Source organism: Serratia sp. SSNIH1 (assembly GCF_002935055.1).
GTDB classification, from domain to species: Bacteria; Pseudomonadota; Gammaproteobacteria; order Enterobacterales; family Enterobacteriaceae; genus Serratia; species Serratia nevei.
In genome coordinates this window covers 5,144,163-5,158,876 of the sequence record NZ_CP026383.1, presented here as the reverse complement: position 1 = coordinate 5,158,876, position 14,714 = coordinate 5,144,163, and the positions used below count along the sequence as shown (strand labels likewise).

Below are 14,714 nucleotides of genomic sequence, written 5' to 3'. Positions count from 1 at the left end.
CGATGCTGCGGCGGCGCCCGGGCTAACAGGAGCAATGCGGTATGTATGACTTAGTAATCAGAGGCGCCAGACTGGCGGACGACACGCTGATCGATCTGGCGGTGAAAGACGGCAAAATAGCCTCGGTCGGGCGGTTGGCGGCGGACGTCAGCGCCGTTCGCCAACTGGATCTGGCGGGCAACTGCCGCCTGAGCGCCGGTTGGATCGATGCGCACGTGCACTGCTATCCCGACTCGCCGATTTACCATGACGAGCCGGATCGGGTTGGCGTCGCCAGTGGCGTTACCAGCGTGGTCGATGCCGGCAGCACCGGCGCCGACGATATCGACGCCTTTTATCAGCTGACGCGCAGCGCCAAAACCAACGTTTTCGCCTTCCTCAACATCTCGCGCATCGGCCTGCTGCGGCAGAACGAGCTGGCGGAGTTGACGGACATCGACAAGCACGAGGCCGGCCAGGCCATCGCCAACCATCCCGGTTTTATCATCGGCATCAAGGCGCGCATGAGCAGCAGCGTGGTGGGCAAGAACGGCACCCGGCCGCTGGTGTTGGCCAAAGAGATCCAGCGGGAAAACCGCCAGCTGCCGCTGATGGTGCATATCGGCAACAACCCGCCGAATCTGGACGAGATCGCCGATCTGCTGACCCGTGGCGACATCATCACCCACTGCTACAACGGTAAACCGAACCGCATTCTGACGCCGGCGGGCACGCTGCGCGAGTCGATCCAGCGCGCGCTGCGGCGCGGCGTGTTGCTCGACGTAGGGCACGGCACCGCCAGCTTCAGCTTCGAGGTGGCGCGCCAGGCGATCAAGCTGGGCATTTTGCCGCATACCATCAGCTCCGATATTTACTGCCGCAACCGCATGAACGGGCCGGTGCACAGCCTGGCGACGGTGATGTCCAAATTTTTCAGCGTCGGCCTGACGCTGCCGCAGGTGATCGCCTGCGTCACGGAGAACGCCGCGTCGGCGCTGCAGCTGAGCGGCAAAGGGCGGTTGGAGCCGGGCTATGACGCCGATTTCACGCTGTTTGAACTGCGCCGCGAACCACAGGTGTTCGCCGACGCCGAAGGGCAAACCGCCGAGGGCGAACAGCTGTTGGTGCCGCTGGCCGCGGTGGTGGCCGGGGAAATCCTATTAACCGAACAAGGGGAGGCAGCCCATGTCTTCGATTTATGAAAAATACGGTTTGAAGCAGGTGATCAACACCTCCGGCCGCATGACCATTCTTGGCGTTTCCACGCCGCGCCAGGACGTGATCGACGCCGTTGACTACGGCCTGAATCACTATTTCGAAATCAAGGATCTGGTCAACAAGACCGGCGCCTACATCGCCGATCTGCTCAACGTGGAGGACGCGGTGATCGTTTCCTGCGCCTCGGCGGGCATCGCCCAGTCGGTGGCGGCAGCGATCGTCAAAGATAACGCCAATCTGCTGGTGAACCTGCACTCGGCGCCGATCGCCGTGCCGCGCGAGATCGTGTTGCCGCGCGGTCACAACGTCAACTTCGGCGCGCCGGTGGACACCATGGTGGCACTGGGCGGCGGCAAGGTGGTGGAGGCGGGCTACGCCAACGAATGTTCGCCGGAGCAGATTGAAGCCTGCATCACGCCGCAGACGGCGGCGATCCTGTACGTCAAATCGCACCACTGCGTGCAGAAAAGCATTTTGTCCGTCGAACAGGCGGCGGTAGTGGCGCGCAAGCATAATCTGCCGCTGATCGTCGACGCCGCGGCGGAAGAAGATCTGATGTGTTACTACCAGATGGGGGCCGATCTGGTGATCTACAGCGGCGCCAAAGCCATCGAGGGGCCGACCAGCGGTCTCGTGATCGGCAAAAAACAGTACGTCGAGTGGGTGAAGCTGCAGTCCGGCGGCATCGGCCGGGCGATGAAGGTCGGCAAAGAGGGCATCCTCGGCCTGACGCAGGCGATTGAAAGCTATCTGACGCTTGAGAAAACCACCGGGCAACAGATGGTGGAGCGGATGACGCCGTTCCTCGACGGCCTCAATACCCTGACCGGCGTCAGCGCCAAGACCGTCTGGGACAGCGCCGGCCGCGATATCGCCCGCGCCGAGATCGCCTTCGATGAAGCGGTGCTGGGGCGGTCGACCTATGACATCGTCCAGGCGCTGAAAACCGGCGATATTGCCATCTACTTCCGCGGTTACAAGGCCAACGAGGGCAAGATTGAGGTCGACGTGCGCAGCGTCGACGAGCAACAGCTGATGACCGTCTTTAGCTGTATCAAAAACCTGTTTACGGAGAAACAAGCATGAAGCTGCAGCCTAACTACTATCGCGACCGCGTCTGCCTGAACGTGTTGGCCGGCTCCAAAGCCAACGCGCAGGACATCTACGCCGCGGCGGAAGGCCATGTGCTGGTGGGCGTGCTTTCCAAGAACTACCCGGACGTCGACAGTGCGGTGACCGACATGCTGCGCTATGCGCGCCTGATTGAAAACGCGCTGTCGGTCGGCCTGGGTGCCGGCGATCCGAAACAGTCGGCGATGGTCAGCCTAATCGCTCAGCAGGTGCAGCCGCAGCACGTTAACCAGGTGTTTACCGGCGTCGGCGCCAGCCGCGCGCTGCTGGGCCAGAACGACAGCGTGGTCAACGGCCTGGTATCGCCGACCGGCCGCGTCGGCTGGGTGAAGATTTCTACCGGCCCCTTGAGTGCCGCAGCGCCTGACGGCATCGTGCCGGTGGAAACCGCCATCGCCTTGCTGAAGGACATGGGCGGTAGCTCGATCAAGTATTTCCCGATGGGCGGCTTGAAGTGCAAGGACGAATACCAGTACGTAGCCAAGGCCTGCGCCGAGCATGACTTTATGCTGGAGCCGACCGGCGGCATCGATCTGGAGAACTACGAGCCGATCGTCGAGATTGCACTGGCGGCCGGCGTGAAACGCGTGATCCCGCATATCTACAGCTCGATCATCGACGCCGCCAGCGGCGACACGCGTCCGCAGGACGTGAAAACCCTGCTGGCGATGACCAAAAAGCTGGTGGGCTGAACGCACAATGGGATGAGGTATGCCCTAAATAATTGGAGTTGCTTCCCGGCGGCAAGAGCATGAGTCCCCAGGAGCTTACTTAGGTAAGTGACTGGGGTGAAAAATCTGCCGGGAGCAGATTTAAACGCTGCTTGCAGCGGCCCCGAAGGGGTGAGGCCCATGGATGGGCCGAGTCACTGCGCAGCCAACACAGAAGCAACTTCAAGTATGACGGGGATAACGCTGGGAGGCGAAGGTTTTCCCCTGGCGCGGCATGCCGCGCCGCCGTTACCTATAGCCTATAGCTTTCAAGTTGCAGCTAGGCGGCAAGCGCAGGAGCCCCAGGAGCTTACTTAAGTAAGTGACTGGGGTGAGTGCGGGCAGCCAACAACGCTGCGGCTTGAAAGATGACGGATATATACTGAGGATTACTATGCGAAACTGGCAGGTTCCAACCCGACGCACCGCGTTGTTCCTGGCGCTGCTGGCCGTGACCGGCCCGGCGCTGCATGCTGAGGATGCAATGAATTCCACGTCATCTCATTTCGCCTATATCGGCACCTACAATCCCAACGGCGAAGGCGTTTACCGGGTGCAGGTCGATCCGGCCAGCGGCGCGCTGAGCCACACTACGCTGGTCAGCAAAGTGCCGAATCCGGCGCAGTTGACGCTGGGCGCCGATGGCAAGACGCTGTATGTCGCCAGCGAAGTGGCCGATTTCAACGGCGGCAAACACGGCGGCATCACCGCTTATCGGGTCAATCCGGCCGACGGCGGCCTGACGCAGCTCAACCAGGTGGATTCGCAGGGGGCGGGGCCGGTGTATCTCTCATCGACGCCGGACGGGCGGTATCTGCTGGTGGCCAACTACGTCAGCGGCAGCGTGGCGGCTTTCCCGATCGAAGCGGACGGCAGCCTGGGCGCCGCCAGCTCGGTGCAGCAACAGCAGGGCCCGGCGGGCGCGGCCAAACCGGCGGCGGCGGTGAACGGCAGCTTCGCCATCAGCGATCACAATGGTCCGCATGCCCATATGATCGCCAGCGATCCGAGCGGTAAGTTCGCGTTCTCCACCGATCTGGGGTTGGATCGCATCTACCAATGGCGCTTTGACGCCGCGAGCGGCCGGCTGACGCCGAACGATCCGCCGTGGATCGCCGCCTCTTCCGCCGGCGCGGGGCCGCGTCACTTTGTGTTCCATCCGGACGGCGAAACCGTGCTGCTGGTGAACGAAGAGGCCTCGACGTTGACCAGCTACCGTTTTGATCGCCAAAAAGGTACTCTGAAACAACTGCATGCGGTTTCCGCGCTGCCCGCCGAGTATCAGGGCACCAGCTTCGCTTCGGGGCTGGCGCTCAGTAAGAACGGCGACACGCTGTACGTCGCCAACCGGCTGCACAACAGCATTGCCCAGTTCAGCGTGGGCGCCGGCGGTGAGTTGAGGCCGGTGGCTGAAACCTGGACGCGTGGCGATTACCCGCGTTCGCTGGCGCTGAGCCCGGATGGCCGCTATCTGTATGCGTTGAACCAGCGCAGCGATAACGTTACCCGCTTCAGCGTAAACCCGACGGACGGCAAACTCAGCTTTGTGGGCGGCTATCTGCCGATCGGCAGCCCCTCGCAAATGGCGTTCCTGCCGCCGCCGAAGTAACCCGTGGCCCGCCCGGTTCACCGGGCGGGTTGCCTGATTGACGGACACAGAATGGTGCGATTTCCTTACCCGCGTTTGGCTTACTTGTTCGATGCTTTGCAAACCGAGACTTTGCCGCAGGATGAGCTGGCGAAGCGTTTCGCCGTGTCCACCCGCACGGTGCGGGCGGACATCACCGCGCTGAACGAGATTCTGGACAAATACGGCGCGCGTTTCGTGCATAGCCGCGGGGCCGGCTATCGCCTGCAGGTCGATAACGCCGCGCTGTTCAGCGCTCTGCAGCATCAGGAGCGCCGCAAGCACGCCACCCCGCGCAGCGCGCAGGAGCGGGTGCATTATCTGCTGGTGCGTTTTTTGACCTCAGCCTTCTCCCTTAAACTGGAAGATTTGGCCGACGAGTGGTTCGTCAGCCGCGGTACGTTGCAAAACGACATGGCTGAGGTGAGAGAGCGTCTGGCGCACTATCAATTGACGATCGAAACCAAGCCGCGCTACGGTATGAAGCTGTTCGGCGCTGAGATGGCGATCCGCGCCTGTCTCACCGATCTGCTGTTCCAGCTGCAGCTGGCCGACGCCGAGAACCCGCTGCTCAACAACGAGATCCTGCTGCAGCCGCAGGTAGCGGCGTTCGCCGGATTGCTGCACCCGCTGCTGTCGCAATATGCCATTCGCCTGACGGACGAGGGCGAGCAGTACCTGATCTTCTACTGCGCGGTGGCGCTGCGGCGCATCAACGACGGCTATCCGCTGCCGGACTTCGAGGTGGAAGACGGCGACGACGCGGTGCGTCAGGTGTCGACCCGCCTGGCGGCGGAGCTGCGTTCGGCCTCCGGCAAAGAGATCTCGATGGCCGAAGAGGCCTATTTGCGGGTCAACATTGCCGCGCGGCGCGTGCAGGACGTGCAGCCGACCGAGATCAACGCCGACGATGAAGAAGCGCTGGTGGACTACATCCTGTCCTACATCAACGCACACTATAACTACAACCTGCAGGGCGACGAGCAGCTGCGGGCCGATCTGCTCACCCATATCAAGACCATGATTACGCGGGTGAAATACCAGATCAATATCCCCAATCCGCTGCTGGCCAACATCAAGCAGCACTATCCGATGGCTTACGACGTGACGCTGGCGGCGGTCTCCAGCTGGGGTAAATACACCCCCTATACCCTGAGCGAGAACGAAATTGGCTATCTGGTGCTGCACATCGGCGTGGGGCTGGAGCGGCATTACAACATCGGTTATGAACGCCACCCGCAGGTGATGCTGGTGTGCGATACCGGCAACTCGACGGTGCGCATGATCCAGGCGCAGATTGCGCGCAAGTATCCGCAGCTGGTGATGACGCGCATCGTCTCACTGCGCGATTACGAGATGCTTGCACATATCGACGAAGACTTCGTGATTTCCAACGCCCGCATCGGCGAAAAGAACAAGCCGGTGGTGGTGATGTCGCCGTTCCCGACCGATTACCAGCTGGAGCAACTGGGCAAGCTGGTGCTGGTGGATCGCACCCGACCGTACATGCTGGAGAAGTTCTTCGACGCCGAGCATTTCATGGTGCTCAACGAGCCGTTGACGCAGGCGGAGCTGTTCAGCCGGGTGTGCGGCCAGCTGGAGCAGGAGGGGTACGTCGGCGCGGACTTCTATCCGTCGCTGGTCGAACGCGAAGCGATCGTTTCCACGCTGCTGGGCGAGGGCATCGCGCTGCCGCACTCGCTGGGGCTGCTGGCCAAAAAGACCGTGGTGGTGACGCTGCTGGCGCCGCAGGGCGTCGCCTGGGGAGAAGGCGAGGTCGCGCACGTGATTTTCCTGCTGGCGATCAGCAAGAGCGACTATGAAGAGGCGATGGCGATCTACGAGCTGTTCGTCACCTTCGTGCGTGAACGCTCAATGAGCCGCCTGTTGGGCAGCGACAGCTTCGACAGCTTTAAAGCGGTAGCGCTGGACTGCCTGAGCCGGAGTTGAGGGGCATGTGAGTGATTGGGCGCAGAAGCGCCCTCAGTGACTAATCTTCATCAAACCCGGAGTTGAACAGCTCGACCACCGCCGCCAGCGCGTTGACTTCGTCGGGGCCGGTCGCTTCGACTTCGATATGCCGGCCCTGGGCGGAGTCCAGCATCAGCAGCGCGATGACGCTGCTGGCTTCGGCTTCGGTGCCGCTTTCGTTGCGCAGCATCACCTCGGCGTCGAAGCTTTGCACCAGCTCGAACAGTTTCATCGCCGGGCGCGCGTGCATGCCCAGCTTGTTTTTGATTTCAACCGTCTGTTTGACCGTCATTGTTTGCGCTTTTCCAGCGTGCGGTGGCGCGACTGCACGTTCTTGCCGCGCGAGCGGAAGTAATCGGCCAGCTGTTCCGCCACGTACACCGAGCGGTGTTTACCGCCGGTACAGCCAATGGCGACCGTCAGGTAGCTGCGGTTGTTGGTTTCCAGCATCGGCAGCCATTGCTCCAGGTAGCTGCGGGTCTGGTAGATGAAGTTGTGCACTTCGGTATGACGATCGAGGAACGACGCGACCGGCTTGTCCAGACCGGTCATCGGCCGCAGCTTCGGATCCCAGTGCGGGTTAGGCAGGAAACGCACGTCGAACACGTAGTCGGCGTCGATCGGAATGCCGTGCTTGAAGCCGAAGGATTCGAACACCATGGTCAGCTCGCGCTCACGCTTACCCAGCAGGCGGGTGCGCAGCATCTCGGCCAGTTCGTGCACCGACATTTCCGAGGTGTCGATAATCAGGTCAGCCCGCGAGCGCAGCGGTTCGAGCAGATCGCTCTCTTCGTCGATGGCGCTTTCCAGCGACAGGTTTTTGCTGGAGAGCGGATGCAGGCGGCGGGTGTCGCTGTAACGGCGGATCAGCGTGTTGCGATCGGCGTCGAGGAACAGCAGCTGCGGCGAGAAGCTGTCCGGCAGCTGAGTCATCGCGTATTCGAACACTTCCGGCGATTCCGGCATGTTGCGCACGTCGATGCTGACCGCCGCGGAGATATTGCGTTCCGCCAGCGTGTTGGCGAGCTGCGGCAGCAGCACCACCGGCAGGTTGTCAACGCAGTAAAAACCCATGTCTTCCAGCGCCCGCAAGGCGACGGATTTTCCGGAACCGGAACGGCCGCTGACAATCATCAGCACCATGTGGCAACTCCCCTGGCATCGCGGCGGCGTTCATCGCCACCGGTGGAAACTTTGTTATTCCGGCCGCAGCCGGATCCGTCATCGTGAAACAGTAGCGTTATCCGGGCTGGAAGTCACGCCGGCCGGGCCTCACTCGGTGATGATTTGGTAAAGCTCTTCGTCGCTCTGCGCGGCGCGCAGGCGGCGGCATACGGTTTTGTCGGCCAGGCGTTTGGCGACCAGCGACAGGGTATGCAAATGGGTTTTGCACTGATCGGCAGGCACCAGCAGCGCGAACAGCAGATCGACCGGCTGGTTGTCGATGGCGTCGAAAGCGATGGGTTGGTCGAGACGGATAAACACGCCAACGGCCCGCAGTGTGTCCTCTTCCAGTTTGCCGTGGGGAATGGCGATACCGTTGCCGATACCGGTGCTGCCCATGCGCTCCCGGGTGAGAACCGCGTCAAACACCACCTGCGAAGGCAGATTGAGCTGTTTGGCGGCCAGTTCGCTGATAATTTCCAAAGCCCGCTTCTTGCTGGTGCAGTGTACCGAGCTTTTGGTGCACTCGATGTTTAACACCGAGCTTAATTGCATATATTCGTTGTTCATCTCATCTTCACTTAAAACCGCGCTGCCGGGCGTACCCGGCAAGGCGGTTTTTCGTCGGTTTTAACCCTGATTACCGTTCGGCGCGCCACCCATGCGGGTCACGCGCCGAAGGGCGAGGCTGCGACGGAGGCAACCTCACGGAATGGGTTAGGGTGTCAGTGTTGCTTCAATTTGTCTTTATGTTTGTTCAATTGACGTGCCAATTTGTCGATCAGCGTATCAATTGCGGCATACATATTCTCGTCTTCCGAGGTGGCGTGCAACTCGCCTCCATTCACGTGCACCGTTGCTTCCGCAATTTGCTGCACTTTTTCCACACTTAATACAACATACACCTGATTGATGCGATCAAAATACTGTTCGAGTTTGGCGAACTTGTTGTTCACGAACTCGCGCAACGGATCGGTGATTTCGATGTGGTGTCCGGTAATGTTGAGCTGCATAGTGTCTTCCTTCTCAATAGAGGTCAAACCAACTGTTTACGCTGGTTCGACGGCGGGATGGACAAAGACTCTCGGTACTTGGCGACGGTGCGCCGCGCCACGATGATCCCCTGATCGGAAAGCAGGGTGGCCAGCTTGCTGTCGCTGAGTGGTTTGGCGGGGTTTTCCGCCGCAATCAATTTCTTCACCAACGCGCGGATCGCCGTCGAGGAGGCTTCGCCGCCGCTGTCGGTATTCACGTGGCTGGAGAAGAAATATTTCAATTCGAAAATGCCGCGCGGGCTGTGCAGAAACTTCTGCGTGGTGACGCGCGAGATCGTCGATTCATGCATCTCCACGGCCTGGGCGATATCCGCTAACACCATGGGTTTCATAAACTCTTCGCCTTGCTCGAAGAACGCCTGCTGTTGGCTGACGATGCAGCGGGTGACCTTCAGCAGCGTCTCGTTGCGGCTCTCCAGGCTTTTAATCAGCCACTTGGCTTCCTGCAGGTTGCTGCGGATGAACTGGCCGTCGGCTTCGCTGCGGGCGTTGTTGCCCAGCGCGGCGTACTGCTGATTGATCTTCAATCGCGGTATGCTGTCGCCGTTGAGCTCGACCGTCCACGTGTTCTGCGTCTTGCGCACCAGCACGTCCGGAATTACGTACTCCGATTCGCCGGTATTGATCGACTGCCCCGGGCGCGGATCGAGCGACTGAATCAGCAGCATCGCTTCTTTCAGTGTATCTTCTTTTAGCCGGGTTGATCGCATCAGGCTGCGAAAGTCGTGGTTGGCCAACAGATCCAGATGGTCGCTGATGATCAGCCGCGCTTCGGCCAGATAAGGAGTGTCTTTAGCGTATTGGGAGAGCTGCACCAGCAGGCAATCGCGCAGATCGCGCGCGGCGACGCCGATCGGATCGAAACGCTGCACGCGCTTCAACACCGCCTCGACTTCCTCGAGGGTCACGTTCTCATCGCCCAGGCTTTCCAGAATGTCTTCCAGCGGCACGGTGAGATAACCGGTGTCGTCCACCGCGTCGACGATGGAGGTGGCGATGGCGGCGTCGGTATCGGAGAACGGCGTCAGATCCACCTGCCACATCAGGTAATCCTGCAGCGTTTGGGTAGTCTCGCCCTGATAGACCGGCAGCTCGTCGTCGCTGTAGTCGGTGCCGGTGCCGGACGGCGTGCCGGCGGTGTAGATCTCATCCCAGGTGGCGTCCAGCGGCAGCTCTTCCGGCATGTCTTTCTGTTCCAGCGCCTCGCGGGTATCGAGTCCCTCGGTCTCCTGGATTTCTTTGGCGTCGATTTCGTCGTGCAGATCGGTCTGTTCAAGCAGCGGATTGCTCTCCAGCGCCAGCTGGATCTCTTGCTGAAGCTCAAGCGTGGACAACTGCAGCAGGCGGATCGCCTGCTGGAGCTGAGGAGTCATGGCCAGCTGTTGGCTGAGCCTGAGTTGCAAACCTTGCTTCATAGTCTTCTGTCTACTTCCGTTAACGGTGTCGCCCCGCAGGGCGCGCCGGCGCTCAGAGGCGGAACTCTTCGCCCAGATAAACGCGTTTTACCTGCTCGTCGGCCAGAATAGCATCCGGCGTGCCGTGGGCAATCAGTTTGCCCTGGCTGACGATGTAGGCGCGTTCACATACGTCCAGCGTCTCGCGCACGTTGTGGTCGGTGATCAGCACGCCCTGGCCGCTGTCACGCAGGTGCTCGATGATTTTTTTGATGTCGATAACGGAAATCGGATCCACCCCGGCGAAGGGTTCGTCCAGCAGAATGAATTTCGGGTTGGCCGCCAGCGCGCGGGCGATTTCGACGCGGCGGCGTTCACCGCCGGACAGCGCCTGGCCGAGGCTGTCGCGCAGATGGGAGATGTGGAACTCTTCCATCAGCTCTTTGGCGCGGTCTTCGCGTTGTTCGCTGGTGAGGTCGGGGCGAATCTCCAGCACCGCCATCAGGTTGTCGTACACGCTCAGGCGGCGGAAGATCGACGCTTCCTGCGGCAGGTAACCGATGCCGCGGCGCGCGCGGGCGTGCAGCGGCAGCAGGCTGATGTCTTCTTCGTCGATCACGATGCGCCCGGCGTCGCGCGGCACGATGCCGACCACCATGTAGAAGGTGGTGGTTTTACCGGCGCCGTTCGGCCCGAGCAGGCCGACGATCTCGCCGGATTTCACTTTCAGGCTGACGTCTTCGACAACTTTACGGCCCTTGTAGGCTTTCGCCAGGTTTTCTGCGATGAGTGTTGCCATAAGTGATTAGTTACTCTTTTTTTGCCCGTTTTTGTCTTGCAACTGCGACGGTACCAGAACCGTTGTCACGCGTTTGCCTTTATCGCTGAACGCCTGCATTTGCTGCTGTTGCACCAGATAGGTGATGCGATCGCCTTTCACGTTGCTGTCGAGCTGCTCCAGATAGGCGTTGCCCGTCAGGGTCACCAGCTGGGTCGCCACGTCGTAACGCACTTTCTGCGCGTGGCCTTTGACCGGCTTGCCGCTGTCCTGCATCTGGTAGAAGGTTACCGGGTTGCCGAACGCTTCAATATAGGTCTTATTCTGATCTCCGCCCGGACGGGTGACCACCACCTTGTCGGCGCGAATATCGATGGTGCCTTGCTTGATCACCACGTTGTCGGTGAAGGTACTGACGTTGCTTTGCATGTCCAACGACTGCTTGAGCGAGTCGATGCTCACCGGCTGGCTGGAGTCGGATTTCAGCGCCAGAGCGGGGGCGCTGGCGGCCAAAACTAAGCTGCCGAGCAACAGGTTACGGAGTTGGTTTTTGGTTCTGAATTTCATAGTTGGTCTTAACCTTATCAATCAGCTCAGCGGTTTTGGTCCGCAGGTTCCCACGCATTTTCATGCCGTTAGAGGTAAAATTGGTCCCGTAAAGCGTGACTTCGTCATCGGAGGTGACGTCCTGGGTGACCAGGTTTACCTGAGCGTTGTCCGTCTTAATTTTTTCCAGCTGTGAGGTGGTGGTCAGGCTGTTTACCTCGACGTGACCATACAGATACAGCATCCGGTCTTTAGTCAGTTTGGCGCGATCGGCGCGAACTGACCAGGTGGCCACCGCATTCTCATCGAACAGCGTCATCACCGGCTGGGTGAACCAGCTCAGCTCGCCGGCGGTGTAATACTTCGCGTCTTCCGCCACCAGTTTGTAATTCAGCTTGCCGGCCGGGTTGTACACCACGGTGACCGTGTGCTGGCTCTGGTAGGTCGGATCCTGATCGTTGACCGGGCCAGGGGCCGTTTCGTCGCTGAAGTCCGTCATGTTCCAGCCGATCAGCGCCAGAACGATCACCGTCAACAGGATGGTGATCCACAGTTTGGTTTTACTCATATCGACAGCCCTTTGGCGTCCTCCAGCTTATTTTGAGCCAAAAGAATGATGTCGCACAGTTCGCGCACCGCGCCGCGGCCGCCGGCAATGCGGGTGACGTAGTGGGCGCGCGGCGTCAACAGCGGATGTGCGTCCGCCACCGCGACCGCCAGGCCGACCTGCGCCATCACCGGCCAGTCGATCAGGTCATCGCCGATATAGGCGACCTGATCTGCCGTTAACGACAGTTTATCCAACAGTTCGCGGAAGGCCAAAAGCTTATCGGATTGCCCCTGATACAGATGGGTGATACCGAGCGTCTGCGCGCGGTCTTCCAGCAGCTTGGCGGAGCGGCCGGTGATGATCGCCACTTCGATGTCCGAGGTTTTCAAGCAGCGGATGCCGTAACCGTCGCGCACGTTGAACGCCTTCAGTTCTTCACCGTTGTTGCCCATGAAGATCAGGCCGTCCGACAGCACGCCGTCAACGTCGCAAATCAACAGGCGGATGTTCCCGGCACGCGCCATAACCTCTTGTTCTACCGGCCCGTAGCAGGTTTCTACCATACCCATTCCGTTCTATTCCTTAATTAAACGACGCCGGCGCGCAGCATGTCATGCATATGTACCACACCCAGCAACTGGTCGCCATCGGCAACCAGCAGCGCGGTGATGTGGCGTTGTTGCATCAGGTTCAATGCATCGACCGCCAGGATGTTGGGACGCACCCGCACGCCGCCCGGCGTCATGACGTCGGCGATCTTCGCCTCGTGCAGGTTGATGCCCATGTCGAACACCCGGCGCAGGTCGCCATCGGTGAAGATGCCGGCGATTTTCATCAGATCGTCGCAAATTACCGTCAGGCCCAGATTTTTTCGGGTAATTTCCAGCAGCGCGTCGCGCAACGAAGCGTCGGCGCTGACGTGGGGCATTTCGTCGCCGCTGTGCATGATATCGCTAACTCGCAGCAGCAGTTTGCGGCCGAGTGCGCCACCCGGATGCGACAGCGCGAAATCTTCCGGCGTGAAACCACGCGCTTTCAGCAGCGCGACGGCCAGCGCATCGCCCATCACCAGCGTGGCGGTGGTGCTGGTGGTCGGCGCCAGCCCCAGCGGGCAGGCTTCCTGCGGCACCTTGATGCACAGGTGGATATCCGCCGCTTTGCCCATCGAGCTTTCCGGATTGTTAGTCATACAGATGAGGGTGATCTGCTGGCGTTTCAATACCGGGATCAGCGCCAGGATCTCGCTGGATTCGCCGGAGTTGGAGATAGCGAGCACGATGTCCTGCGGGGTGACCATGCCCAAATCGCCATGGCTGGCCTCCGCCGGGTGAACGAAGAATGAGGGGGTGCCGGTGCTGGCGAAGGTCGCGGCGATCTTGCAGCCGATATGGCCGGATTTGCCCATGCCCATCACCACCACTTTGCCGCCACAGGCAGCGATCGTTTCGCAGGCGCGGGTGAAGTCTGCGTTGATGTAGCTGTCGAGCTGAGCCAGCCCTTCACGCTCTATCTGAAGCACTTCTTTGCCGGCCTGCTGAAAATCGAAGCCCGGTTGCAACTCAATGTTCGACATACTCATTCCCGTCGGTTTAGCCGAAAGTACTGAAAGGGTTAAAGAACAGCACCGCAAGATACGCAATAAAGCCGCATAATAACAGCGCGCCCGCCAGGTGGCCGATGCGGTGTTTGCGGCCGATGCACAGCACGCTCAGCAGCACGCTGGCCGCCAGCATCACCCAGTAATCGCGCTGGAAGGCGGCGGCGTCCACGCTACCCGGCGACAGCAGGGCGGGGACGCCCAGCACGATCACCGTGTTGAAAATATTGGAGCCGATGATATTACCAATCGCCATATCATCCTCGCCCTTCAGCGCCCCGGCGATGGAGGTGGCCAGTTCGGGCAGGCTGGTGCCGATGGCGATAATGGTCAACCCGACCACCAGTTCGCTCAGGCCGAAATAGTGCGCAATCACCGTCGCGTTATCGACCACCATCCTGGAAGAGAGCGGCAGAATGATAAACGCCAACACCAGCCACAGCACCGCCACGGTGTTGCTGCTGTCCTGCGGCAGCTCGGCGATCTGTTCCATGGTCAGGCTGTCGCTGCCCTCGCGCTGCGCCAGCCGGGCGATTTTCAGCATCAGCAGGATGAAGCCGGCGGCGGCGGCCAGCAGCAGCACGCCGTCCAGCCTGCTCAGGGTGCCGTCCATCAACACGAAACCGCACAATACTGTGACCGCTAACATCAGCGGCAGTTCGCGCCGCAGTATCTCGGAGCGCGCGGCCAGCGGGTGAATCAGCGCCGCCACGCCCAGGATCAATAAAATGTTGGTAATGTTGGAACCTAATACGTTGCCAACGGCCATATCTATCTGCCCGTTCAGCGCGGCGGTGGTGGACACGATCAGCTCCGGCAGCGAAGTGCCGATGCCGACAATGGTCATGCCGATGATCAACGGCGGGACGCCGAGCGAGCGGGAAATCACGGCAGCACCATAAACTAAGCGGTCTGCACCATACACCAGTAGAAATAAACCAACGATTAATAATGCTATCGCGAGAAACATGCAGGGTCCTTTGTCGGGTATTAT

At 60.4% G+C, this 14,714-nt stretch carries 16 protein-coding genes; 5 read left to right on the top strand and 11 right to left on the bottom strand.

The window, feature by feature from the left end; all coding sequences use genetic code 11:
• Positions 1 to 41 precede the first annotated feature (41 nt).
• From C3F38_RS24865 to C3F38_RS24840, 5 genes are all read left to right on the top strand, one after another.
• Entirely contained in the window at positions 42 to 1,181 is a 1,140-nt protein-coding gene (locus tag C3F38_RS24865) for an amidohydrolase/deacetylase family metallohydrolase (RefSeq protein WP_055316837.1), read from the top strand.
• Positions 1,165 to 2,283 carry a DgaE family pyridoxal phosphate-dependent ammonia lyase gene (locus C3F38_RS24860; protein ID WP_048234895.1) on the top strand — a complete coding sequence of 373 codons (1,119 nt, stop codon included), beginning with the start codon at positions 1,165 to 1,167 and terminating at the stop codon, positions 2,281 to 2,283. Before C3F38_RS24865 ends, C3F38_RS24860 begins: the two co-directional genes overlap by 17 nt.
• A complete protein-coding gene (locus C3F38_RS24855) occupies positions 2,280 to 3,020 on the top strand; it encodes a KDGP aldolase family protein (protein WP_033648993.1) in 741 nt (246 codons plus the stop codon). The genes C3F38_RS24860 and C3F38_RS24855 overlap by 4 nt, the downstream gene beginning before the upstream one ends.
• 412 nt (positions 3,021 to 3,432) lie before the next feature.
• Positions 3,433 to 4,647 (top strand): lactonase family protein, encoded by a 1,215-nt coding sequence (locus C3F38_RS24845; protein ID WP_055316835.1) that lies wholly within the window; start codon positions 3,433 to 3,435, stop codon positions 4,645 to 4,647.
• A gap of 51 nt (positions 4,648 to 4,698) precedes the next feature.
• Positions 4,699 to 6,615, top strand: coding sequence for a transcription antiterminator (locus C3F38_RS24840; protein WP_047729784.1), 1,917 nt, complete (start codon positions 4,699 to 4,701; stop codon positions 6,613 to 6,615).
• A gap of 40 nt (positions 6,616 to 6,655) precedes the next feature.
• On the opposite strand, the gene npr is transcribed toward C3F38_RS24840, so the two are convergent.
• From npr to C3F38_RS24785, 11 genes are all read right to left on the bottom strand, one after another.
• On the bottom strand, positions 6,656 to 6,928 hold the full coding sequence (gene npr, locus C3F38_RS24835) for a PTS phosphocarrier protein NPr (protein WP_004937034.1): 273 nt from the start codon (positions 6,926 to 6,928) through the stop codon (positions 6,656 to 6,658).
• Entirely contained in the window at positions 6,925 to 7,779 is an 855-nt protein-coding gene (gene rapZ / locus C3F38_RS24830; protein ID WP_015379177.1) for an RNase adapter RapZ, read from the bottom strand. Before rapZ ends, npr begins: the two co-directional genes overlap by 4 nt.
• A 129-nt stretch (positions 7,780 to 7,908) precedes the next feature.
• Positions 7,909 to 8,370, bottom strand: a complete 462-nt coding sequence (gene ptsN / locus C3F38_RS24825) for a PTS IIA-like nitrogen regulatory protein PtsN (RefSeq protein WP_016930212.1) — start codon at positions 8,368 to 8,370, stop codon at positions 7,909 to 7,911.
• 155 nt (positions 8,371 to 8,525) lie between these two features.
• Positions 8,526 to 8,813, bottom strand: a complete 288-nt coding sequence (gene hpf, locus C3F38_RS24820; RefSeq protein ID WP_004937038.1) for a ribosome hibernation promoting factor — start codon at positions 8,811 to 8,813, stop codon at positions 8,526 to 8,528.
• Positions 8,814 to 8,836: 23 nt separating this feature from the next.
• Positions 8,837 to 10,270 (bottom strand): RNA polymerase factor sigma-54, encoded by a 1,434-nt coding sequence (rpoN, locus tag C3F38_RS24815; protein ID WP_038879655.1) that lies wholly within the window; start codon positions 10,268 to 10,270, stop codon positions 8,837 to 8,839.
• Positions 10,271 to 10,322: 52 nt separating this feature from the next.
• The gene (gene lptB, locus C3F38_RS24810; RefSeq protein ID WP_055316833.1) at positions 10,323 to 11,048 is read right to left on the bottom strand and encodes an LPS export ABC transporter ATP-binding protein; all 726 of its coding nucleotides are present in this window, start codon (positions 11,046 to 11,048) and stop codon (positions 10,323 to 10,325) included.
• Between the two features lie 6 nt (positions 11,049 to 11,054).
• Entirely contained in the window at positions 11,055 to 11,594 is a 540-nt protein-coding gene (lptA, locus tag C3F38_RS24805) for a lipopolysaccharide ABC transporter substrate-binding protein LptA (RefSeq protein ID WP_025304377.1), read from the bottom strand.
• Positions 11,563 to 12,141 carry an LPS export ABC transporter periplasmic protein LptC gene (gene lptC, locus C3F38_RS24800; RefSeq protein WP_038879652.1) on the bottom strand — a complete coding sequence of 193 codons (579 nt, stop codon included), beginning with the start codon at positions 12,139 to 12,141 and terminating at the stop codon, positions 11,563 to 11,565. Before lptC ends, lptA begins: the two co-directional genes overlap by 32 nt.
• Positions 12,138 to 12,692, bottom strand: a complete 555-nt coding sequence (kdsC, locus tag C3F38_RS24795) for a 3-deoxy-manno-octulosonate-8-phosphatase KdsC (RefSeq protein ID WP_021505108.1) — start codon at positions 12,690 to 12,692, stop codon at positions 12,138 to 12,140. The genes lptC and kdsC overlap by 4 nt, the downstream gene beginning before the upstream one ends.
• Before the next feature lie 17 nt (positions 12,693 to 12,709).
• Complete coding sequence (kdsD, locus tag C3F38_RS24790) at positions 12,710 to 13,696, bottom strand: arabinose-5-phosphate isomerase KdsD (protein WP_038879650.1); 987 nt, start codon at positions 13,694 to 13,696, stop codon at positions 12,710 to 12,712.
• A gap of 16 nt (positions 13,697 to 13,712) precedes the next feature.
• The gene (locus C3F38_RS24785; protein ID WP_025160120.1) at positions 13,713 to 14,690 is read right to left on the bottom strand and encodes a calcium/sodium antiporter; all 978 of its coding nucleotides are present in this window, start codon (positions 14,688 to 14,690) and stop codon (positions 13,713 to 13,715) included.
• Positions 14,691 to 14,714: the final 24 nt, after the last annotated feature.